Below are 22,806 nucleotides of genomic sequence, written 5' to 3'. Positions count from 1 at the left end.
ATATACTTCTGTGTAGGTATCTTTTGTATTCATAACCGCAAAACATATTCATATCCGGACCATCAGCCTTTTCAAAATTTCACATTATCCTATAAAATTCTTTATAAAAGTTGCCCTGTGAATCGGACTTGGACCATATTTTTTCAAGGCTTCAATATGTGCTGCAGCTCCATACCCCTTATTTGAGGCAAAGCCATATTCCGGCATCACTTTATCGTACTCTACCATCATCCGGTCTCTTGTGACCTTAGCTACAATGCTGGCAGCTGCAATGGAAATACTCTTGGCATCCCCTTTTATGATCGGCACCTGAGGTATAGTCACGTCGGGAATGGTTACTGCGTCATTGAGAAGAATCTGCGGCACCGGCTCCAGCTTGCTGACAGCCTCACGCATTGCCTCATAGGTAGCCTGAAGAATATTGATCTCATCAATTCTCCGGGGACTTGCCATTCCGATTCCAACAGCTACCGCATTCTCCATGATCACATCATACAATTCATCCCTTTTTTTAGCGCTCAACTGTTTGGAATCATTCAGATACAGGATTTTGCAGTCTCTTGGCAAAATAACAGCCCCCGCTACAACAGGACCTGCCAGCGGGCCTCTTCCAACTTCATCAATTCCGCACACATAGCCCAAATCTTCGTATTTGCGCTCAAATTCCTTCATCTTTTCTGTGCGCAGAAGTTCCTTCTGGTAAGCCTCTTCTTTCTTATGAAGCTGCTCCAGAAGCTTCCTGACTCCACTTCTTGTATCCTCTTTGTATTTTTCAAAAAGAGTGGCATATTCTCCCGGTTCAGCAGCCTGGATTTCACACTTTATTTCTCCGATTTTCTGCATATTATTTACCTTCTTCCGGCACCCACTCCAAAGTAATTTTTCCAATCTTTCCAGAGCGGAAGTCATCGAACAGAATCAGAGAGGCCTTGGCATAGTCCAGCTCCTCCCCCTTCTTCAGACATCCTCTGGAACGCGCGATTGCTTCTAATATCTGCACAGCTGTGCCTTCCTCCTGGATCTGATAGCGTTTCTCCAATGCACCAGAATATTTTTCCCGAAGGAAATCAATAAGCGTAAGGGAAAGCTCCTCCATATTCAGTATATCGTCCTTGATAGAACCAATATAGGCAAGGCGCATTCCCACTGCCTCATCTTCAAACTTGGGCCAGAGAATCCCAGGAGTATCCAGAAGCTCCACATTCTTATTCAGGCGGATCCACTGTTTGCCCTTGGTTACACCTGGCTTGTTTCCCGTCTTGGCGCATGCTCTTCCAGCAAAAGTATTGATAAAAGTAGACTTACCAACGTTAGGAATTCCTACTACCATAGCACGGATCGGGCGGTTTTTGATTCCTCTTCTTCTGTCCCTCTCCGTTTTCTCCTTGCAGGCTTCCTGAATAGCCGCCTGAATTGCTTTCATACCAGAGCCGCTACGGGAATCTACTTTTACCACATAGAACCCATTCCCCTGAAAATAAGCTTTCCATGCTTCATTCTGGCGTTCATCTCCAAGGTCTGATTTATTCAAAAGAATCAGCCTTGCTTTATTTTTCCCAAGCTCGTCAATATCCGGATTCCGGCTTGCAAGGGGAACTCTGGAGTCCACAAGCTCAATGATCAGGTCGATCAGCTTAATGTCCTCCTGCATCTGTCTTTTCGCTTTGGTCATATGACCAGGATACCATTGTACGTTCATATTTACCTCATTCTTACAGCTGTTCAGCAGATACCGTTCCACAAAGCGTGTAACCGCGAACGTGCTGAACAATCACATATTTTTTATAAAAGTCTCACAGTTTAATTATTCAACGGCCCTATGTCTTTCTTCGGGGATATCTGGAACCAGAGCTTACCAGTTATATATTTCTTATTCACTCGTCCGATATCGCCATAACGGCTGTCTTCGCTGTTATTACGGTTATCGCCCAGGACAAAGTACTCTCCCGCTTCCAGTGTAATGGCATTGGCTGCCATTCCCGGATTGTTGATCGTGGGAAAATCTTTGCCTTCTTTATATGTCTCTCCATTGATCAGAATTCTTCCATTCACGATCTGAATCGTCTCACCTGGAAGTCCGATCACACGGCGGATATGAAGAGCCGCATCATCACTTGCATTTGTGCGGAATACAATAATATCGCCGCGTTTCGGCGAGGATGCTTTATAAGCAAGCTTGTTTACAAAATACCGGCTTCCAACTGCCAGAGTAGGCTCCATGGAGCTCTCCTGCATCGTCACAGACTGAAACAGCATCATAGAAGTCAGCACTGCAAAGATCAGTGTAACTGTGATCTCGAATACCCAGATCAAAACTTTTTTCAGTTTACTGTCTTCTAATTTCTCTATGGCACCAGAAAAAGATTTTTTCTCCAGTTTTGCAATTTCCGGCATGTTGAACAACTGCTCTTTTTCTCTTTTATTTCTTCTGTCGCTCATATCTACTCCATTCGTGTCATAATTGCATGTCCTGCGTCTGGTTCCAAAACACTTTTTTTCATCTCAGGCCAGATACTTTATTATCTTATCACATATCCCGAAAAAGAAAAAGAAAAAATAATCAAAAAAATGCTGCCCAGACAGTCATCACGGCCATCTGCGCAGCAAAAGTCACTGTTCGTATTCACTTCGTTCACGAAAGCACTTCGCGGAACACCACCAGTGAACAGCAACCAGCAATTTTCGATTGAAATTATTTAACAAGCTCTTTAACCTTAGCAGCTTTACCTACACGGTCTCTTAAGTAGTTCAGTTTCGCACGGCGAACTTTACCACGACGGATAACTTCTACTTCTTTTACGTGTGGGGAATGAAGCGGCCATGTTTTCTCAACGCCAACGCCGTTGGAAGCTTTTCTTACTGTGAAAGTAGCTCTGGTGCTTCCGCCCTGTTTCTTTAATACAGTTCCTTCAAAGATCTGGATACGCTCACGGTTACCCTCTTTGATCAGTGCGTGTACTCTTACGGTATCACCTACGTTAAACTGTGGAACGTCTTTTTTCAGCTGTTCTGCTTCGATGTTTTTAATAATTTCGTTCATTTTATTCTCTCCTTATTCTCTGGATGTTCTTAATACCCATCACGGTAACAGCGGACCATCTTTTTTCACAACATAAGTGATTATACTATAATTATTTTCTGTTTGCAACCATTATTTTTATAAAAAAGTGCATAAAACAAGTCGAAAAAGAATTTTTCAAAGACAACCTTTTTAACAATTACCAACAGATAACCTCGCAGCCATCCTCTGTTACCAGCACGGTTACTTCCCACTGGGCAGAAGGCATACCATCCTCAGTGCGTACTGTCCAGTCATCTTCCTCATCTGTATATACTTCATCGCTTCCCATATTTACCATAGGCTCAATGGTAAACATCATTCCCGGCTCCATAATCACGCCGCTGTTCTCTTCGGAAGTATAGCTTACCCAGGGATCCTCATGGAATTCCAGGCCAACACCATGTCCGCCGATTTCTTTTACAATTGTGTAGCCATTTTCAAGTGCATGCATATGAACAGCGTGACCCATATTTCCAATAGGTTCCCATGGTTTTACCTTGGAAATACCGATTTCCACGCATTCTTTGGTTACGCGGACCAGTTTTTCTTTCTCAGGACTTACATTTCCAATACAAAACATACGGGATGAGTCAGAAAAATAGCCATTGTAAATTGTAGAAACATCTACGTTCACTATATCACCGTCCTTCAGGATCTCATCCTCAGATGGAATTCCGTGGCATACCACCTCATTCACAGAAGTACACACGCTCTTTGGAAACCCTTCATAATTCAACGGTGCCGGGATTCCTCCATGACGCACAGTTTCCTCATGTACCCAATGATCGATTTCTTCTGTTGATACACCAGCTTTAATATGCTCTGCCACATAATCAAGTACTGCAACATTGATTCGACAGCTCTCTTTAATCTTCTCAATCTGCTCTGGAGTCTTGATCAGTTTATGATCCAGAACCGGATATCCTTTCTGACGCAGGATTTCTACTTTCGCATCAAAAGCCTCATGGCATTTTTTATATTTCTTTCCACTGCCGCACCAGCATGGATCATTACGTCCGATTTTTGTTGACATTTCACTCTCTCCTTTTATCTGTGACTGCTGCGAATGCTACAGCAGTACTTTTTTTTTGTAAAACATGATATAAACTCACTCTGTTTCTCATTTTATACTTGAAACAGATAAATTGCAACTAATTTTCTATAGAAGGCTCTACCTCCTGCAATTCATGTGTTACTGTTCACTCCGTGACCAGTAACGCGCTTCGCGATGCACAGAAATCATGCATTCGCATGATTTCGCGCCGCAATTCTCGGGTTTTCTGTGAACTTTGTTCACAAAAAACACCTCGCGGAACGTTACCAGCGAACAGTAATTGTTCATATTTTTTCAACTGTTTTCATTTTCCCACGCAAACAGTTAAAAAAGTTTCAAACGCAAAAAGAGTATTTCATTTTCTCTGATCTAAGAATTTGAAATACTCTTTTGCTTTTGAAAATTATATGTAACTAATTAGCTGCTGCATCTGCGCCTGCCTCTGTGGCAGTATCTGCTGCACTCTCTTCACTTCCCGCCATGATCTTACTCAGTTCTTCGATCATCTCGTCATCCTTCAGTCTGAATTTGACCTCAACACGACGGGAAGCCTCTTTATCTACATTTCCATCTGCATCCAGAATCGGATTCGCCATGGAATGTCCGTTTACAGTCAGGTAATCCTGCAGATTCAGGCTCTGGTCCTCAGTCAGAAACTCCCCCTGAATATCAAGAAGATACTGCGCCACTGCAAGTGAACGCTGCTGGGAAAGCTCCAGGTTATACGCATAATCACCATCTGTATCTGTATAACCGTCAATAATGATCTCAGCAAGATAATTCTTATAAGTATCCTCCATCAACACCTTACAGTAAATCGGAAGTACGTTTCGGAGTGCTTCCTTACCAGCATCTGTAAGCTCCGACTCATCAACATCAAACAATACACTGGCATCCAGTGTCAATGCACCAGTCTGGGAATCCAGATTTACATTGATATTATTTTTCTGGAATTCTTTTTGAAGTGCTTCCACAACTTCAGCCTTGACACCAATAATATTATCGATCTTTGTCTGCTGCTCACTAAGCTGCGTGGTCTTCTCATCCAGATCCATCTGCTGCTGATTCAGAAGAGCCTGCTGCTCTTTTAACTTGGCTTCCTGCTCTGCCAGAGTCTGTGCCAGTGCAGTCAGCTTCTCATCTTTGGTCTTAATAGTTCCTTCCTGTTCTTCAATGGTATTCTGCTTGGCAAGAAGATCAGCCGTATACTCTGCCTGCAGAGCCAGCTTCTCATCTCTCTCCTGAATACTCTCGTCGTAGCTCTTCTGAGCCTGGAAAAGCGTCAATGACATGATCAGTATGAAAAGAAGCAGAACGCCAGCCATAACATCGGAATAAGAGCGCCATACATTAAAGCCTCCATCCCCTGATTTTCTTTTTTTGCGCATGTCTATCTCCTCTTATCTGAATAAGCCAAATTTTCCTTTCTGTGCCGCCTTGGAAAGCTCTTTCATGTTCTTGTTGATTTCCTCAAGAAGAGCCTGCTGTCCCTCATTCTGCTGAGCAATCAGATTGCCCAGCTTCTCTACAGAATCATTTCTTCCGCTTGCGATCAGAGATACATCTCTGGTATTCGCTGCAGTCACCTCACTGAGGAGCTTGCGGACCTGTTCCATTGTTTTATAGGAAAGTCTCTGATACTGGGCAAAATCCTCCATCTGGGCCGTAAACTGCTCTGCCATCTTGCTGTTTGCCTGGATCAGATCTGCACTTGCCTGACCTGTAGCCCCTACTCTCTCAATAGAAGAAGCTGCTGTTTCAACATATTTCTGCATTGCCTGGTTGCAGGCAACCCAGAACTTAGCTGCAGATTTCTCGGCATCCTTCAGATAATCCACAATATGCTGATAATCCTGCTGCTGCATCTTCTGGATCTCCTGATTCTCAGAAAGGATACGATTGGCAGTAGACATGTAGCGGGTCTGCATACCTCCCATCTCCCTTACCATATCTGTAATGGCTTTGTCCTGCTTGTCATAGGTCTCAGAAAGCTTCTGGCTCATAGTCTGGTACATGGCAGAAGTATAAGCTGTATTCTCTTTCTGTGCCTTTTTCAGCTGATCCAGTGCCACGTTGAAATCACGGAACTGCATATGGAAAGAATTGTTCATCTGTTTTAAAAATTCGTCCGATATTTCACGAATAGCATCCTCCTGACATCTGGTTACAGAAGAAACCAGCATATCCAGAGAATCATTCATCTTCTGGAAGGTAGGTGTGATAACCTTCTCAAAGCTGTCTGCCATCTGAACGGAAAACTGCTCTGCCATCTGTTTCATGGCGCTTGTCTGCAGCTTCTGGCTTGCAAGCAGCAGATTTCTGGACTCATTCTCCGCTGTAGGCATTACATAAGAATGAAACTTTTCAAGGAATCCCTGAAGCTCCTCTGTCATGGATGAATACTCTCCCTTCATCCCAAAGGTATAAATAATGGAAAAAGAGATACCATAAATAGAGGTAAGGAATGCTACTTTAATACCTTCCACCAGCGCTTCTACAGAAGAAGTCATGGCGCTGTAATCTGTAGGCTGGAAATCGCGAAGACCCCAGACAAGACCAAGGAAAGTACCTAAAATACCAAGACTGGTAAAGATATCCGGAACCATTTCCAGAAGCTTCTTATGAACATGGATATCCAGCTCATCTTCATTAATAAATTCCTCAATATCCCCAAGACCTTCTTTACTATTGTTAATGCTGTCTGTAAAGCTGTCCATCTTCTGATCCAGATATTTATCATCGAAGAGCTCGCCTAAATATGTAAGATTCCTGGGATCTGTCTTCCCTGGAGTCTTGAACATACCGTTCAGCTCCTCTACTGCTCTGTGGAATGCCGTACTCAGATTATTCATACGGAACATTCCGCCAAACATTGCGATCAGATACAGGACTGCGATCACCGCCAGAAATACGAAATTGTAGATCGTAGATGATAAGTTCCCCCTGCCGGCAAATAAAGTCAAAGCAGTGGTTCCTGCAAGAACCGCAACAAACAATACAGAATGTGTGATTTTTTTCTTCATTGTCTGCCTCCCCATTTGTATTTTCACAAAATAGATATGCCGTCTGTCGACGGCATCACCATATATGAATGCCAACTACTCTGCACTTATAGCATCTGCAGAGCTGTTTAAAAAATCATTCCCGCAATCTGAACGCCCCAGGGCTTTCATCGTAATATATTGGTGCATTTTGTGAATTTTCCATTAATAATGGTACATTTTTTATCATAATATCACAATTTTCTAATAATAACAAGAAAAAACATACCCCTTGCCTAATGAAAAAACGTTTCCTGTTACTGCTCACGACCTTCACAGTAATCATTTCACACCTTTTTCATACAGCCAGGGGTATTATATCATATTTCATATTTTCAGGCGTAAACCTTATCTTCCTCCAGGAATCTGGCCTTACCATCCTTCACTTCTACCAGGTTAATGCTGCAGTTAGGAGGCACACATCCATGCCAGAAATGTTCAGGATCCTTGTACAGGTTCTGGAGAAGAGCCCGCACTGCACATCCATGGGAAGACACCAAAATCGTTTTGTCTGCCAGAGACGGATCTGAGGTTTTTTCAAGCCAGAATTCTCTGGTACGATCCAGGACATCCTGTATATTCTCTCCGTTTTCCGGACGCGGAAATTTCAGAGGATCCTTAAAAAACAGATCAAATTCTTTGCAGTTGGACTCCATAGTATTTCCAGTTCTCATAATGTGCCCTTCCAGAACCCCGAAATTAATTTCCTGAATCCTTTTATCCGGTATCACAGGAATATCACGGCCACCCAGAACCAACCGGGCAGTCTGTCTCGCACGGGTAAGAGGACTTGTAAAACAGATATCAAACTTTACATCCATCAGAGCCTCGCCTGTTCTTCTGGCAAGATCAATTCCCTCCTGAGCAAGAGGAATATCTGCTGAACCCTGAGCCTTATGAAGGTGGTTCCAGGGCGTCAGGCCGTGTCTTACAATATATAAAAGCATCAGCTTCTCAACTCGATTCCAAGGCCTTCCAGACCATTTAAAATTTTCTTCATTGCCGCAGAAATCTCGCTTTCTTCCAGGGTCTTATCGTGATCACGGAATACAAGCGCATAAGCCATAGACTTGTAGCCACCCTTGATCTGGCTTCCTTCGTAGATATCAAACAGCTGATAACTCTCCAGAATCTTTCCACCTCTCTGAGCAAGAATGTCCTCGATCTGACCTGCAAGCACCTGCTTCGGAACCAGCATACTGATGTCACGGGTTACCGCCGGATATTTTGCAATTCCGGTAAACTTGCGGTCAAAATTTGCAAATTCAAGAACGCTCTTGATATCGATCATTGCGATATATGCGCGCTCCCCAATTCCATAATTATCTGCAACCAGCGGATGTACCTCTCCAAGGTAACCTACAACGGTTCCCTCGTATACCATATCGGCCTGTCTTCCAGGATGAAGAAATGGTTTTCCGCTTGCCGGATCATACTCCATTTTCTTCTTCATACCGATTTTTTCGAAGAACTCCTCACAAACGCCCTTCATATCAAAGAAATCACCGTTTCCGTACATTCCAAGTGTAAACATGGTTCTTTCATCTGGAAGCTCGGTAAGCGGAAGTGCCTTCGGAAGATATACATTTCCAAGCTCATAAAGACGAACGTCTTTGTTTCTTCTGTTATAGTTAGTTGCCAGAGAAGAAAGCATTCCATTCAGTGTACTGGTACGCATAATGCTGTAGTCCTCACCAAGAGGATTGCTGATGGTGATCACCTGACGAAGTACATTATCTTCTGGAATTCTCAGTTTGTCAAATACCTTCGGGCTCTCAAATGAGTAAGTCATACCTTCTGAGAATCCGCAGTACTCTGCAATATCTCTTGCGATATTTTCAATGCGAAGCTTGAATGGCATTTTTCCTGTAGTAGCCTCACCGGATGGCAAAGTTGTAGGAATCTTGTCATATCCGTAGAAACGTGCAACTTCTTCTGCAACATCTGCCATGCAGTGGATATCCTGGCGGAAAGTCGGTGCTACGATTTCATTTGTCTCCTCATCATAGGTGAGTTCGATCTTTGCAAGATAGCCAAGCATCTCTTCTTTGGAAAGATTTGTTCCAAGAAGACCGTTGATACGATCTGGTTCAAATTTTACACGGGATGGCTCGCTGACCTTATTGCAGATATCAACCATACCGCCAACAACCTCACCGGCACCAAGTTCTTCCATCAGCTGGCAGGCTCTGTCGATTGCAGCCTTTGCATTATTCGGGTCAAGACCTTTCTCAAACTTACCGGAAGCATCTGTACGAAGTCCGATTCTCTTGGAAGAAAGTCTGATGTTTGTTCCATCAAAGCAGGCTGCCTCAAACAGAACTGTGTGTACGTCATCTGTGATCATGGAGTTCTCACCGCCCATAATACCAGCGATTCCAACTGGTTTCTCACCATCGCAGATCATCAGGACGTTCTCGTCCATAATACGTTCCTGTCCATCCAGTGTGACAAATTTCTCATCTTTACCCGCACAGCGTACAACAATTTCATGTTTTGCAATCGTATCGAGATCGTAAGCATGCATTGGCTGTCCAAACTCTTCCATTACATAGTTGGTGATATCTACCAGATTATTGATCGGGCGGATTCCATTGGAAGCCAGACAGCGCTGCATCCATTTCGGAGATGGTCCGATCTTAACATTTTTTACAACTCTTGCACAGTAACGTGGGCAAAGCTCCGGTTTCTCTACAGTTACCTTTACGTAATCAGAAGCTTTTTCAGCATTTCCTGTCTCTTTAACTTCCGGAGGGTAAAATTTCTTACCAAAAGTAGCTGCTGCTTCTCTTGCAATTCCAAGAACACCATAACAGTCAACACGGTTGGACGTAATCTCATATTCAAATACAACGTCATCAAGTCCAAGAGCCTTAATAGCGCTCTCACCTACAACTGCATTTTCCGGGAATATATAAATTCCATATTCCGGGGCTTCCGGATACATATCCCGGTTGCTTCCCAGCTCTTCGATGGAGCACATCATGCCGTTGGACGGTACTCCGCGAAGTTTTCCAGCTTTGATCCTGATTCCGCCAGGAGTCATTTTTCCATCATGCCCTCCAGCTACACGACCTCCGTCAAGAACAACCGGAACCTTGTCTCCCTCTTTTACGTTTGGAGCACCCGTAACGATCTGGATCACCTCAGATCCGATATTCACCTGGCAGATGATCAGCTTATCTGCATCCGGATGTTTCTCAATTTTCTCAATCTGTCCGATCACAATCTTTTCAAGGTCAGCGTCAAGCCTGGTGAAGCCTTCTACCTTTGTACCTGACAATGTCATTGCATCTGTATATTCCTGTGCGGTTACATCAAGATCCGGCACATACATTTTCATCCAAGATAATGAAGTATTCATTTATTTAATCCTCTTCTCACTCTAATATTTATATTATGAAAGGTAACTGTTCAGTATCTTCACAGTTACACGCTTCGCGACGCCCAGAAATCAGAACTGTTTCAGGAAACGGACATCGTTTTCATAAAGCAGACGCATATCATCAATCTCATATTTCAGAAGCGCAATACGCTCAAGACCTACGCCAAATGCAAAACCAGTGTACTCTTCCGGATCGATTCCACACATGCGAAGTACATTGGGATGAACTGTTCCACAGCCAAGGATTTCGATCCAGCCGGATCCTTTACAGAAACGACAGCCTTTTCCGCCACATTTGAAGCAGGAAACATCAACCTCTGCACTTGGCTCTGTAAACGGGAAGTGATGTGGTCTGAATTTTGTTTTGGTTTCCGGTCCGAAAAGCTCTTTCGCAAATACTTCAAGAGTTCCTTTCAGGTCTGCAAACGTAATATTTTTATCTATTACAAGGCCCTCAATCTGATGGAAAGATGGAGAATGAGTTGCATCTACTTCATCAGAACGGAATACTCTTCCAGGTGCAATCATACGGATCGGCAGTTTGCCTTTTTCCATGGCACGCGCCTGAACCGGAGATGTCTGGGAACGAAGAAGTATGGAATCATTGATAAAGAAAGTATCCTGCTCGTCTCTTGCCGGATGATTTTCCGGAATATTCAGCTTGGTAAAGTTGTAATCTGCATATTCAACTTCCGGACCTTCTACAACTTCATAGCCCATTCCAATAAAAATGCGCTCAACCTCTTCCAGCGCAATGCTGTTGGGATGACGATGACCGATTCTGGATTTCTTTGCAGGTAGGGTAACATCGATTACTTCTGCTTTCATCTTCTCTTCTCTGACTGCTTCTTCCAGTTTCTGTCTGGACTCTTCAAGAAGACCTTCGATCTTAGCTCTGGTCTCGTTTACAAGCTGGCCAACCTTCGGTCTCTCCTCCGGGGAAACGTCTTTCATTCCTTTTAAGATTGCGGTAAGCTCTCCCTTTTTTCCAAGATATGCCACACGCACATCATTTAATTTATCCAGGCCTTCGGATTCTTCAATCCGTACTCTGGCGTTCTCAGCCAGTTCCTGAAGTCTTTCTTTCATATCCATGGTTCATTTCTCCTTTATTTTTATAATCTGCCAGATGAGGGGGGGGGAAGGAAGGTAAGAAAATATCTACATAGCAGATTTTTTCTTTCGTAAAGCGGATTGTTCAGCGCTCGCGCTCCAAGGACTTTACAATGCGAAAAACCCGCTTTGCGTATTTCCTACATTTTCGCGGCAGTCACCAAGTTCTCACCCAAGCGTGGACTTTGACTCTTGCTCGTGAAAATAAAAAAGCTCCGTCCCCAACAAAAGGGACGAAGCATATTCCGCGGTACCACCCTGATTCCTGTATATACAGGCTCTCCCGCCGCTTAACGCGCAGCTTCACGTCGCTTCCTACTGGAAATTTCAGAAACGCGGCTCCGGTGCGAAACTCAGAAACTATCTGAACTTAAGGAAGCTTACAGCCGGTGGCTTCCTCTCTCTGAAAGAAAATAATTTCCTAAAAACACCTTCCTGGCTTTTTCTCTTTTATAACTATGCCACATCAGAGTGAATCTGTCAAGAGGTTAATTTGTCTGTTGCTCTTCCTTCTTTTTCTCAGCTGAAGCTTTCATCTCAGTCTTTTTCTTTCTCTCATTCTCTTTTTCCAGATATTTTTTCTTCTCTTTATTAAGCTCTTTTTCCGCCTCATCGCGCTCGCGGCTGAGCATTTCCCTCATGGATGCCTGGGCCATTCTGAACTGTTTTTCAAAATAAGCGTTGATCTCTGCTCCATACAGCAGCAGATTCATACAGATATACAGCCACAGCATCACCATGATCAACGCAGTCAGGCTTCCATACATATTGCTGAAGCCTGGAAACATGTCAAAATAAATAGAAAAGAAATAGGAAAACAGGGACCACCCTGCTGCAATCAGAAGAGCTCCCGGCACCTGACTTTTAAAAGTAGCTTTACGGTTTGGAAGCATTTTATACAAAATCAGAAAGATCAGAAACAGTCCGGCAAATACAAGCGCCGTCCTGGCTCCAATGATCTTTCCGATAATTCTCCCAAGGAATGGAACGTACTTTCCTGCCATAATCTGAATCTGATTTCCAAGAACCAGAAGCAGAAGACTTGCAATAATTGCAATGCTGAACAGAAATGTATAAACAACTGCATACATTCTGGTAATCAGCCAGTTACGGGTCTCATGGACGTGATAAATGCTATTCAGTCCGTTCGTAAGGGATTGCATGGCTTTTCCTGCAGACCACAATGCCATGATAGCAGAAATCGGAACTACCGCCGTGCTTCTGCCATATACTTCTGATACAATGGTAAGCACAAAATTCTGTATATTGTGGGGCACAAATGCCCGGATGGTTTCGCTGACCATATTGTATGTTAAAGGTGTATATCGAATTATAGTCGTGAGAAACAGAATAAACGGAATAAAAGACATAATCAGGAAATATGCTGCCTGTGCCGCATAAGCTCCCACATGGTCTCCATTTGCCCTGTCCATAAAACCGAACAGAAGCTGGAGAACGCTCTGTTTTTCTTTCTTCTTATCCATATGATTGCTCCTGTTACATTTTCGTAATCATTTTTTGTATCATATCACGAAACATGCTTTCTGTCTACTTTTTCCTGGTGTTACTGTTCTTTCCGTTCACAGCAACAATTACTGTTCACTCCATAATCAGTAAACGCTTCGCGATGCACAAAAAGACGAACCTTCCTGTGACAAGCACAAACAGCATCGTTTGCTGCGCAAACTTAATTCTCGGGTTTTCTGTGAACTTTGTTCACAAAAATACCTTGCAAAATGTCATGTTTCCCGCTTTGACAGGTTATTCCCCACCACTTCCAACGTAATATCCTTAAAAAAATAATTTAGGATTTCCTGCCAGCCATAGCCTTCCCTGGCCATTTCATTTGCCCCGTTCTGGCTCATTCCCACACCGTGTCCATACCCTTTCCCCTGAATCTGTACTGCCTTACCGGATTTCACATTCAGTTCAAAATAGGCGCTTGGCAGAAGATTACTGCCGTTCACAATACTTCCATCTTTTTCTGTAATCAAACACCCTGCCGGGGAAAGAAATTGCCGTATTTCATATTCGCCTTCCAGCTGTATACTTTTATTTTCCGTCACAATCTCCATTCCCGTAACTGCACCACTGATATTCTTTTTAATAACCTGAAGTCCTATAAATTTCCCACTGCCTTCCAGATTTCCCGATCGTTTCTCCAAAGTTTCCCAGGGAATTTCCACGCTCCAGCTGCTCCATGGCATATTCTGGTCAAAATCACATTCTACACTTTTCAGATAAGCTGCTGACCTGTCTGCTCCCCATATCTCATCTGTGCTTGTCCTGCCTGCTGATGTAGAAAAATAATAAGCCGTGATCGGTTCTCCATTCTGGCATAGGATCTGACCTTTTGTATCCTGTACTGCTTTATTTGTTCTTTTATCTGCCCCAAAATTGTTGTAAACCTGATAATTCACGCTGTCATCTACATCCACCCCATATTTTTCCAGACTGTTTTCCTGTATCTGGCAAACTGCATAGGTTCTGGCACATACTGCCTGGGCCATCAATGCCTGTTCTTCATAGGATGCAGGCATTTCACTTGGGACTACAGCTTCCAGATAAGCTTCCAGGGACAATTCATTAATAATCAGCAGCCCCTGCGCTGTCTTTTTAATTTCCAGAGTTCCATAATAAACAGGAGGATTCTGAGCTCTTTCAATAGAGGGAATCGCAATGCCATCAGTTCCCCCGTCCAGAAGCAGACTATCATTCTGGAGCTCCTGTGAATCCGGGGTGTAGGTATGTTCTTTTCCTTTTTGTTCTATGGTTACTGACTGGTGATAACAGGATTGCCAGGACGAGTCTGTAAGCAGAACGCGAATGGAAGGCTCTCGTTGTTGCACCTTGTTTTCGTCAGTTTCCTTTTTCTTTTCTTTCTGCTCCCTTTTGGCACTTTCTTCACTCCTCTTGTTCATTTCTGCGGCTTTTCCAAACAAAAGCAGCCAGCCCAGCAGTACAATCAGAAAATAATTCAATCCATAAAAAAATCTGGTCTTCTTCATACAAAAGTATATGAAGAAAACCAGACAAAAATATCTGTATTGTAATTATTTTCTTACGTCAAATTTATATGCGGTAAAAGACTGATACTTCTCACCAGCTTCAAGTACTGGTGAATGGAATGCTTCCACATTTACTGCATTTGGTTCAACCTGTGTCTCAAGGCAGAAGCCTTCACGCTTGTTGTAAACATGTCCATTCTTACCCTTCTCATCAATAACAAAATTACCGGCATAGAACTGCACACATGGACAATCCGAAATCACATCCATCGTAATACCAGAGGTCTCATTGTAAGCAACTGCAACCGTTCTCCGACTGCCTTTCGCGTAATTGTCAGTCACATAATTGTGGTCATATCCGCCAGTGTACTTCAGCTGCTGGAAGTCTGCCTCGATTTCCTGGCCAATCTTTTTCGCCTTATTAAAATCCATAGGAGTACCCTCTACTGCTGCATATTCGCCTGTAGGAATAGAGAACTCATCCACCGGATTATAATCTCTGGCATGGATCGTAAGATATGTATCAAGAACCTTGCCGCTTCCCTCCCCTGTAAGGTTGAAGTAGGAATGGTTGGTCATATTTGCCAGCGTCGCCTTGTCACTGATTCCGCTATAGTAAATCTGCAGGGTATTGTCCTCTGTAAATTCATATGTAACAGACACCTGGAATTCTCCCGGGAATCCATTCTCGCCATCCGGGCTGATTCTGGAAAAAGTAATGGCATTTTTGTCAGAATCTGTATTCTTAACAGTCCAAATCTTCTTCTCGAAGCCATTGGGGCCGCTGTGAAGATTATTGTCATTCTCATTCTTGTCAAGCTGGTATTCCTGTCCATAAAGGGAAAATCTGGCACCTGCGATACGGTTTCCGCTTCTTCCTATGATCGCACCAAAGAAGCAGCCATTTACTTCGTACTGCTGAACATCGTCATAACCAAGCACTACATCTGTAAGCTCCCCATCTTTGTCCGGAACGCAAAGCTTCACAAGAATGGCACCGTAATCCATCACTTCTGCATATGCACCGGATTTATTCTCCAGATGGTATAAAGTAATCTCTTCCCCAGAGGTTAAGTTTCCAAATTTCTTTGCTGTAACACCCATATTACCTGCCTCCCTGTTCTAAAAAATCCCAGAATGCCGTTCCCTTTCTTTTGACGCCTAGCTAACCGCTAGGTGGGTATCCTCAACAGGACTTCTGCCTACCACAACGAGAGGTCTGGCATCCGCACTGCGATATTGGATTCCCTTGATGTCAATGTAGGTTCAAAAATAAAAGGGGCCTCGCACATCCCAGGATTCATTTTTCTAAAAATAATTATACTCTAGTATATACTGTTTTTCAACAGAAAATGCACAAATTCTTTTTGCTGATTTTTAACTGATTTTTAGAATCTCTTTCACAGTTGCAGGCATATCTTCTGCATCTACTACCCGGTCATGAAGTACTGGTGCAGTACGGATATCGTTGACTGCCTTCGGAACTGCCACCCCGGAAAGCTTCTCAAGTGCGTCTGCAAGCCCGAAATCATCCAGATTCTCATGTCCCTCGGAGATTGCATCCATAACACTTCTGGTAAACTTGTATGGACTTGCTGTAGAAGCAATAACTGCCGGAATCTTATCTCCGGTATCTTTCACATATTTTTTGTATACGCCAGCAGCAACTGCAGTATGTGTATCAATCACATAATCACTTGTCTTATATACTTCGCGGATAGCTTCCTTCGTCTCTTCTTCGGAGCAGTAGTTTCCATAGAAATCCTTCAGCTGGGCTTTCATCTCAGGTGTAATAGTGTATTCACCACCCTTGGAAAGATTTTCCATAAGTTTTGCACACTCCTCAGGATTTCCGCCTGTAATGCGATAGATCAGGCGCTCCAGATTGCTGGAAATCAAAATATCCATAGATGGAGAACTGGTAAGGATAAAGTCTCTCTTTCTATTGTATGTACCTGTGGAGAAGAAATCAAACAGAACCTTGTTCTCATTAGAAGCACAAATCAGCTTGTTCACCGGAAGTCCCATCTGTTTTGCATAAAATGCTGCCAGAATGTTTCCAAAATTTCCTGTAGGAACTACTATATTGATCTCCTGTCCGGCTTCGATCTTGTTCTGGCGCACCAGCGCAGCATATGCATATACATAATAAACGATCTGGGGAACAAGACGTCCAATGTTAATGGAGTTTGCAGAAGAGAACTGGAATCCAGCCTGGGAAAGCTCTGCTGCCAGTTCTTTATCATTGAACATTTTCTTTACAGCTGTCTGGGCATCGTCAAAATTACCTGTGATACCCACAACGTAAGTATTGGCACCTTTCTGGGTTACCATCTGCTTCTCCTGGATCGGGCTTACGCCATGTTTCGGATAGAATACAATAATCCTGGTTCCCGGAACATCGGCAAAACCTGCAAGTGCTGCTTTTCCAGTATCTCCGGAGGTCGCAGTCAGGATAACGATTTCATTTTTTACATTATTCTTTCTTGCTGCAGTCGTCATAAGATATGGCAAAATGGAAAGTGCCATGTCTTTAAATGCAATTGTAGGACCATGGAAAAGTTCCAGATAATATGCCCCGTCAGCTTCCTTAAGAGGTGCGATCACATCTGTGTCAAACTTCTTGTCATATGCTCGGTTGATACAAGTGCGCAGCTCTTCTTCTGTAAAGTCAGTAAGAAGGCGGCTCATTACCTGATAAGCAGTTTCCTGATAAGTCATTCTGGAAAGTTCATCCATAGAAACATCAAGTGCCGGAATCTGTGTTGGTACAAACAGTCCTCCATCTTCAGAAAGTCCCTTTAAAATAGCCTGGGAAGCGGTTACCGGTTCTCCTTTTCCTCTGGTGCTCTGGTACATTACCTGCATTTGTTATTCCTGCCTTTCGCTTATTGTTATGAGGTACACATTCCGGAATCTGTAACCTTCCGACAGTCATCCTCTCTTTGTTATCATATTTTAACTTTACAGGTATTATACATACTTCACCGTGCTAAATCAACACCCAATTTGAAAAAGCCACCTGGAATTGTAATTTCCTGGCGGCTTATATCTCTTTATTACAGAATGTTACTGTTATTAAAATATTATTTTTTCACCATCTGAACAACATTTGTGTCATCTTCTGAGGTTTCATTCTCAGTGTTCTGTGACTTAGCTTCATCCGGGTAGGTGTAAAACTCGTGAACACCATATTTAAATAATTTTTTTAAATCCGTATCAAACCAGGACACGTTCTTTTTGTCCGCAGCAGAACGCTGAACAAAGAACAGAGCTCCTTCTGAATAGTCAGTTCCCTCTAATGCCTGTTTCACAGCTTCCCTGGTCTCATCTGTTACCGTTACTTCATAAAACTTACCATCGTAAACAGGTGAAAACTGAGGAATTCCATTTCTCTGATCCAGAATAACACCTGTAATGGTATCTGGAAATTCCTCATGGGAAAGGCGGTTCATAATTACATTTGCGATTAGTACACGACCTTTAATGTCCTCTGTGCCCGCCTCTGCCTCTACTATATGAAGCAGGTTATCATAATCTGCGTCCGACATGATCTTCGGATTTGCAGACATGGATACTGCAGCTGCATCAAGGCTCGCAACTGTATCAGCCATAGAGTCCCCTACATTCAGCTCATCCACGTTTCCTTTTATCTGCTTCACGCGCTGGCCTACCATGACTCTCTCGCATGAAGTTCCAATTCTTGTTACAGATGTTCCTGCTGAAGGAGTATCTGCAACACTGGTTACCATACCGGCAATTCCGGTAGGCAGATCATACTCTACACTTCCAAGGTCAGTCCAGGCATCCGCGGATCTGTTCTCTTTGTCCGAAGCTGCATATACCTGGCTCCGTGGACCAAACTCCGCCACCTTCGTTCCAACTGCCAAAATCATTGCCAACGTGGCGCAGGCGCTAAGAGCTACAAAATTATGTACAAGAGCATTTCCATTCTTTTTTTTCTGGGCATCGCTCTTGCAAGTTGTTACATGTTGTAAACTTCTTTTTAATTTCATATTCTTCTTTCCTTGCACTTCTGTTATGTTTTGATTTCTTTTATTATTTATTCTGTAACATTTCTGTAATTTATAGGAAAATTATATTTAATAAACTCCAAAATGTCAAGTTTTTTTTGCTTTCTATAGCTTTTTTCGCTAAAAACAGGTAAAAAAAGAAAGGCAACAAGAAAGAAATAGGATGATTCATTCAAAAATCATGTAATATTTTTGATAAATTTACCCTGTTTCTATTTGTCCCCTTTTATTCTTAGGTATGGTTATTTCTCCCCTTCTTATGGATTTTATTATAGCTTTTCTTTTTCTGTTCGTCAAACCTTTTTTATCGCCGAATTCTGACAAAAAGCGCCGTTACCTTTCAAAGCAGCAAACCACCGCACAGTCTTTTTTATGAACTGATTTGCGGTGGTTTGTCTTTTTGTTATCAAATATGCTTCTTATTATAAATAAGGTTTAAACAAATCTCTCAGCGGTTATTAATTGCTGTTACAAGTGCATCAATGGAAGCACGGATAATATCCGGGTCTACGCCTGCTCCCCACGCCATAGTTCCGTCAGGTTTCTTGATTCCAACATATGCTATAGCCTTGGAACTGGAGCTGCGCTCTAACGCATGTTCCTGGTATACTTCCAGAGAATACTTCAATTCGTATGCTTTCTTCAGGGCATTGCTCACTGCGTCAAGACGTCCATTTCCCACAGCCTCTGTGGTAATTGTTTTTCCATTAAATGTGGAGGTTACCTTAGTTGTAATTCCCTCGCTCGTCTGCTGGAAGTGCACTTCATTAATGCTGTACGGCTGTCCCACATTCTCAAAAGTCTTTTTGAACAGATCAAAGATTTCATCTGGATGAAGCTCTTTATGAAGGTGATCAGAAACACCCTTGGCTGCGTAACCCATTGCCTCACGCATTTTTGGCGGAAGGTTCAGACCGTATTTTGTTTCCAGAATGTAGCCTACGCCGCCTTTGCCAGACTGGCTGTTGATACGGATAACATCTGCATCATAATTACGTCCAACATCTGTGGGATCAATTGGCAGATACGGAACTGTCCAGCGGTTCGGATCTTTTTCCTCGATCCAGTGCATACCTTTGGCAATTGCATCCTGATGGGAACCAGAAAATGCTGCAAAAACAAGTGCTCCACTGTATGGACTTCTCTCTCCAACTGTCATTCCCGTGCAACGCTCATACACCTCGCAGATGTGAGGCATATCGGAGAAGTCAAGCTTCGGATCTACTCCCTGGGAATACATGTTCATTCCAAGTGTTACAATATCAACATTACCAGTACGCTCTCCGTTTCCAAAAAGAGTTCCCTCGATGCGGTCTGCTCCGGCAAGAATTCCCATTTCAGAATCTGCCACACCACAACCTCTGTCATTGTGAGGATGTAAGGAAACGATTACATTTTCACGGCGAAGCATATGTTTGCACATATATTCAACCTGACTCGCATATACATGCGGCATGGAATGCTCCACTGTTACCGGAAGGTTGATGATACATTTGTTGTCCGGAGTCGGCTGCCATACATCGATAACTGCATTGCAGACCTCAAGGGCATATTCCGGCTCAGTTCCTGTAAAGCTCTCCGGACTATACTCAAACTGGAAGTTTCCTTCTGTCTGTTCAGCCAGTTCTTTTAATAATTTCGCACCTTCTACGGCAATCTTTAAAATCTCTTCTTTGGATTTCTTGAATACCTGTTCACGCTGTGCAACAGATGTGGAATTGTATACGTGAACAATAGCTTTAGGCGCACCTTTTACGGCTTCAAAGGTTTTACGGATAATATGCTCTCTTGCCTGAGTCAGTACCTGGATCGTAACATCTTCAGGAATCAGTTTGCGATCGATCAGGGTACGAAGGAACGTATACTCTGTCTCGGAAGCAGCTGGAAATCCTACTTCAATCTCTTTAAACCCAATCTGTACAAGAAGTTTGAAAAACTCAACCTTCTGTTCCAGGCTCATTGGGATGACAAGTGCCTGGTTTCCGTCACGAAGGTCTACAGAACACCATGCAGGTGCCTTGTCAATATAGTCCTTTTTTGCCCAGTCCATACAGATTTCTGGTGGAAGATAATACTGTTTTTTGTATTTGCTTACATTCATCATTTTTTATTCCTCCATATTGTAAATTTAATTTTTCTCTTTTCTGTGACGGAAGGATTCTTTGTCTGCTGGGTCAGAGCTCAGTCTGATAAAGCAGCTTTATGTGGTATTAAATTCCAATGGAATTACTATCACATAAAAAAAGTCCTCCAGCTCTGCACACATACAGGTGCAAGAGACGGAAGACATACATCTTACGCGGTACCACTCTTATTTCATGAATAGAATCCATACACTTATCGGATACGGGATTACTCCTTATATCCTTTCCCTGTAACGGTGGAATCCGGCTGTGTCTACTCTCGCTTCTTCTAATCATTCGAAGTAATTTCAGACAGCTGCTCCAAGGCGAGTTCTACAGTTTCCTTCCGTCATCTCACACCACCCGATGACTCTCTGCGCTCCGGTACCTGTGTACTACTCCTTATCAAAGCATTTCTCTTATATGTTCTTTGTGGTTATTACCTTAACATTTTTCAAGTCACTTGTCAATGACTAATCGGGGCAACAGGATTTGAACCTGCGACCTCACGGCCCCCAAATGACTTTCTTACTATACCCTATAATCCCTTAAAAATCAAGCATTTTATTTGTTTGATAGTAAAATATTTTTGATTACCTTGATTACTTTTTGTTATTTTACTTCAATTTCTTCAATAATTTTTGTCTTATACTTTAAATCTGTTGTATCAAAAGTGTAATATTTTTCATTTACTTCTTCAGTATGACCAAGTAGAGAAGCTGCTACAGTTGTAGAGACTCCATTACATTTCAATTTAGAATTTACCGTCTTTCTAAAAGAATGAATTCCTCTATTTCTTATACCTTGCTGCTTGCATTTGTTCTTTATACAAGAAGATACCATTGGCGCATGAATCCTACCGTCTTTATTCGCGAATACCCATTCGCACAAAAATCCATTTGTCTGTTCGACATATTTTACTGTGTTAAACAGCTTCTCAATCTCTTTAGTCTTTGGGAAAACTCTGTCTTTCTTATTCTTAGTCTTATCAATGAAATACTCTTTTGTAATCCTATCGTATTTTTCAGACTTGTTAATGACGATATAATCCACCTTAATGTCTTCCCATTTGAGCGCAACTATTTCTCCTACTCTCATCCCGGTTAAAGAAGCTAACTGTACTGCATATGTGGGAATATAATCTGGTTTTTTCTCATGGTCAAGATCAAATCTCTCATGTAGACTGTTCAAGTCCAAATCAGAAAAAATCTTTTGCTCTAAAGGCTTTTCTTTTTCTACACAATATTGATAGAACTGTTTTGCCTGTAAGAATTCCATAGGATCACCAACAATGGCTTTATTTACTCTTGCACTGTAGATTGTATTTTTAATATAACTGAATAAAGTCTTACAAGCCTTTTTGCATAGTTCTTTTTCTTTAACTGTTTTTACGATAAAAACCTTTATATCTTCTTCCGTCATGTCCTGAATATTCTTTTTTACAAATGGGGTGCCATCGAAATACCTTTTGCGATCTGTATTATATTTACATACGGTATTATGACAAACCAGAGAATCTTGGACACTACGCCAATGCTCATAGGCATCTTTAAAAGTTTTTATCTTGCGTTCTTCTTTGGGATTTTTGCGGTAATATTGAATCACTGCTTTTTCAATGGCTGCCTTTGTAGACCTTTTCACCTGTTTACGTCCATCTTTGCCATCTGGTAAATATGTATACCACTTTTGATTATTTCCTTGCCAAATCTTATATTGATGATTTTGTAAAATTTCAGCATTCTTCATCATCTCAACTTGATCCTGCAAATGTGGTAAGTCGATGATACCATTTTTGATTGCAAAATTCAACATTTCCTGTTCATTTGACCCAAATCCCATTACTGCTGCATTTGTTGTTTCCTGTGTTACACAATTTGTTGTTTCCATAAAAATTACCTCAATATATTTAAAAAGAGCTTCCAAGAAGCCATTTACCTGTTACAGTAATTTCTTCTTAAAAGCTCTTTGTTTTAATTCTAAAAAATTA

Annotated in this window: 17 protein-coding genes, 1 other RNA gene and 2 other annotated features; all 18 genes read right to left on the bottom strand. The window is 42.3% G+C overall.

Annotated features, from left to right (window positions below; genetic code table 11):
- Positions 1-84: 84 nt before the first annotated feature.
- Positions 85-843 carry a ribonuclease HII gene (locus LIZ66_RS00295; RefSeq protein WP_173715523.1) on the bottom strand — a complete coding sequence of 253 codons (759 nt, stop codon included), beginning with the start codon at positions 841-843 and terminating at the stop codon, positions 85-87.
- Position 844: 1 nt separating this feature from the next.
- Complete coding sequence (gene ylqF, locus LIZ66_RS00290; protein WP_173715522.1) at positions 845-1,699, bottom strand: ribosome biogenesis GTPase YlqF; 855 nt, start codon at positions 1,697-1,699, stop codon at positions 845-847.
- A gap of 101 nt (positions 1,700-1,800) precedes the next feature.
- Positions 1,801-2,439, bottom strand: a complete 639-nt coding sequence (lepB, locus tag LIZ66_RS00285; protein ID WP_330382733.1) for a signal peptidase I — start codon at positions 2,437-2,439, stop codon at positions 1,801-1,803.
- Positions 2,440-2,692: 253 nt separating this feature from the next.
- Complete coding sequence (gene rplS / locus LIZ66_RS00280) at positions 2,693-3,040, bottom strand: 50S ribosomal protein L19 (RefSeq protein WP_118578454.1); 348 nt, start codon at positions 3,038-3,040, stop codon at positions 2,693-2,695.
- A gap of 178 nt (positions 3,041-3,218) precedes the next feature.
- Positions 3,219-4,094: a methionyl aminopeptidase gene (locus LIZ66_RS00275; protein WP_148462611.1), complete on the bottom strand. Its 876-nt coding sequence runs from the start codon at positions 4,092-4,094 to the stop codon at positions 3,219-3,221.
- 434 nt (positions 4,095-4,528) lie between these two features.
- Entirely contained in the window at positions 4,529-5,503 is a 975-nt protein-coding gene (locus tag LIZ66_RS00270) for an OmpA family protein (protein WP_195409942.1), read from the bottom strand.
- A gap of 12 nt (positions 5,504-5,515) precedes the next feature.
- On the bottom strand, positions 5,516-7,138 hold the full coding sequence (locus LIZ66_RS00265) for a MotA/TolQ/ExbB proton channel family protein (protein WP_118578457.1): 1,623 nt from the start codon (positions 7,136-7,138) through the stop codon (positions 5,516-5,518).
- Between the two features lie 353 nt (positions 7,139-7,491).
- On the bottom strand, positions 7,492-8,103 hold the full coding sequence (locus tag LIZ66_RS00260) for a histidine phosphatase family protein (RefSeq protein WP_195409948.1): 612 nt from the start codon (positions 8,101-8,103) through the stop codon (positions 7,492-7,494).
- A complete protein-coding gene (pheT, locus tag LIZ66_RS00255) occupies positions 8,103-10,520 on the bottom strand; it encodes a phenylalanine--tRNA ligase subunit beta (RefSeq protein WP_195409949.1) in 2,418 nt (805 codons plus the stop codon). The genes LIZ66_RS00260 and pheT overlap by 1 nt, the downstream gene beginning before the upstream one ends.
- A 90-nt stretch (positions 10,521-10,610) precedes the next feature.
- Complete coding sequence (pheS, locus tag LIZ66_RS00250; RefSeq protein ID WP_195409952.1) at positions 10,611-11,630, bottom strand: phenylalanine--tRNA ligase subunit alpha; 1,020 nt, start codon at positions 11,628-11,630, stop codon at positions 10,611-10,613.
- Positions 11,631-11,880: 250 nt separating this feature from the next.
- Positions 11,881-12,100, bottom strand: a binding site (T-box leader).
- Positions 12,101-12,142: 42 nt separating this feature from the next.
- A complete protein-coding gene (locus LIZ66_RS00245; RefSeq protein WP_195409950.1) occupies positions 12,143-13,138 on the bottom strand; it encodes a YihY/virulence factor BrkB family protein in 996 nt (331 codons plus the stop codon).
- Between the two features lie 255 nt (positions 13,139-13,393).
- Positions 13,394-14,575, bottom strand: a complete 1,182-nt coding sequence (locus tag LIZ66_RS00240) for a SpoIID/LytB domain-containing protein (protein ID WP_195409951.1) — start codon at positions 14,573-14,575, stop codon at positions 13,394-13,396.
- Positions 14,576-14,707: 132 nt separating this feature from the next.
- Positions 14,708-15,766 carry an aldose epimerase family protein gene (locus LIZ66_RS00235; protein WP_118578461.1) on the bottom strand — a complete coding sequence of 353 codons (1,059 nt, stop codon included), beginning with the start codon at positions 15,764-15,766 and terminating at the stop codon, positions 14,708-14,710.
- A gap of 21 nt (positions 15,767-15,787) precedes the next feature.
- A non-coding RNA gene (ssrS, locus tag LIZ66_RS00230) (6S RNA) lies at positions 15,788-15,965 on the bottom strand.
- A gap of 74 nt (positions 15,966-16,039) precedes the next feature.
- Complete coding sequence (gene thrC, locus LIZ66_RS00225; RefSeq protein WP_118578462.1) at positions 16,040-17,530, bottom strand: threonine synthase; 1,491 nt, start codon at positions 17,528-17,530, stop codon at positions 16,040-16,042.
- A 218-nt stretch (positions 17,531-17,748) separates the two neighbouring features.
- The gene (locus LIZ66_RS00220; RefSeq protein WP_226837895.1) at positions 17,749-18,678 is read right to left on the bottom strand and encodes a cell wall hydrolase; all 930 of its coding nucleotides are present in this window, start codon (positions 18,676-18,678) and stop codon (positions 17,749-17,751) included.
- Between the two features lie 466 nt (positions 18,679-19,144).
- Positions 19,145-20,800 carry a 2-isopropylmalate synthase gene (locus LIZ66_RS00215; RefSeq protein WP_226837894.1) on the bottom strand — a complete coding sequence of 552 codons (1,656 nt, stop codon included), beginning with the start codon at positions 20,798-20,800 and terminating at the stop codon, positions 19,145-19,147.
- A 168-nt stretch (positions 20,801-20,968) separates the two neighbouring features.
- Positions 20,969-21,237, bottom strand: a binding site (T-box leader).
- Between the two features lie 194 nt (positions 21,238-21,431).
- Positions 21,432-22,706, bottom strand: a complete 1,275-nt coding sequence (locus tag LIZ66_RS00210) for a tyrosine-type recombinase/integrase (RefSeq protein ID WP_195409867.1) — start codon at positions 22,704-22,706, stop codon at positions 21,432-21,434.
- Positions 22,707-22,806 lie beyond the last annotated feature (100 nt).

Origin of the sequence: Blautia faecis, assembly GCF_020554845.1 — a bacterium.
In the GTDB taxonomy this organism is placed as follows: domain Bacteria; phylum Bacillota; class Clostridia; order Lachnospirales; family Lachnospiraceae; genus Blautia_A; species Blautia_A faecis.
Note: the sequence above shows the minus strand (reverse complement) of the source record. Positions and strands in the feature narration are given on the sequence as shown.

Coding starts and splice junctions, on each gene's coding strand:
- ylqF (WP_173715522.1), bottom strand. CDS start 1,699: ATGAACGTACAATGGTATCCTGGTCATATGACCAAAGCGAAAAGACAG.
- LIZ66_RS00265 (WP_118578457.1), bottom strand. CDS start 7,138: ATGAAGAAAAAAATCACACATTCTGTATTGTTTGTTGCGGTTCTTGCA.
- LIZ66_RS00240 (WP_195409951.1), bottom strand. CDS start 14,575: ATGAACAAGAGGAGTGAAGAAAGTGCCAAAAGGGAGCAGAAAGAAAAG.
- LIZ66_RS00210 (WP_195409867.1), bottom strand. CDS start 22,706: ATGGAAACAACAAATTGTGTAACACAGGAAACAACAAATGCAGCAGTA.
- LIZ66_RS00235 (WP_118578461.1), bottom strand. CDS start 15,766: ATGGGTGTTACAGCAAAGAAATTTGGAAACTTAACCTCTGGGGAAGAG.
- LIZ66_RS00295 (WP_173715523.1), bottom strand. CDS start 843: ATGCAGAAAATCGGAGAAATAAAGTGTGAAATCCAGGCTGCTGAACCG.
- LIZ66_RS00260 (WP_195409948.1), bottom strand. CDS start 8,103: ATGCTTTTATATATTGTAAGACACGGCCTGACGCCCTGGAACCACCTT.
- pheT (WP_195409949.1), bottom strand. CDS start 10,520: ATGAATACTTCATTATCTTGGATGAAAATGTATGTGCCGGATCTTGAT.
- LIZ66_RS00215 (WP_226837894.1), bottom strand. CDS start 20,800: ATGATGAATGTAAGCAAATACAAAAAACAGTATTATCTTCCACCAGAA.
- LIZ66_RS00245 (WP_195409950.1), bottom strand. CDS start 13,138: ATGGATAAGAAGAAAGAAAAACAGAGCGTTCTCCAGCTTCTGTTCGGT.
- LIZ66_RS00275 (WP_148462611.1), bottom strand. CDS start 4,094: ATGTCAACAAAAATCGGACGTAATGATCCATGCTGGTGCGGCAGTGGA.
- lepB (WP_330382733.1), bottom strand. CDS start 2,439: ATGAGCGACAGAAGAAATAAAAGAGAAAAAGAGCAGTTGTTCAACATG.
- pheS (WP_195409952.1), bottom strand. CDS start 11,630: ATGAAAGAAAGACTTCAGGAACTGGCTGAGAACGCCAGAGTACGGATT.
- thrC (WP_118578462.1), bottom strand. CDS start 17,530: ATGCAGGTAATGTACCAGAGCACCAGAGGAAAAGGAGAACCGGTAACC.
- rplS (WP_118578454.1), bottom strand. CDS start 3,040: ATGAACGAAATTATTAAAAACATCGAAGCAGAACAGCTGAAAAAAGAC.
- LIZ66_RS00270 (WP_195409942.1), bottom strand. CDS start 5,503: ATGCGCAAAAAAAGAAAATCAGGGGATGGAGGCTTTAATGTATGGCGC.
- LIZ66_RS00220 (WP_226837895.1), bottom strand. CDS start 18,678: ATGAAATTAAAAAGAAGTTTACAACATGTAACAACTTGCAAGAGCGAT.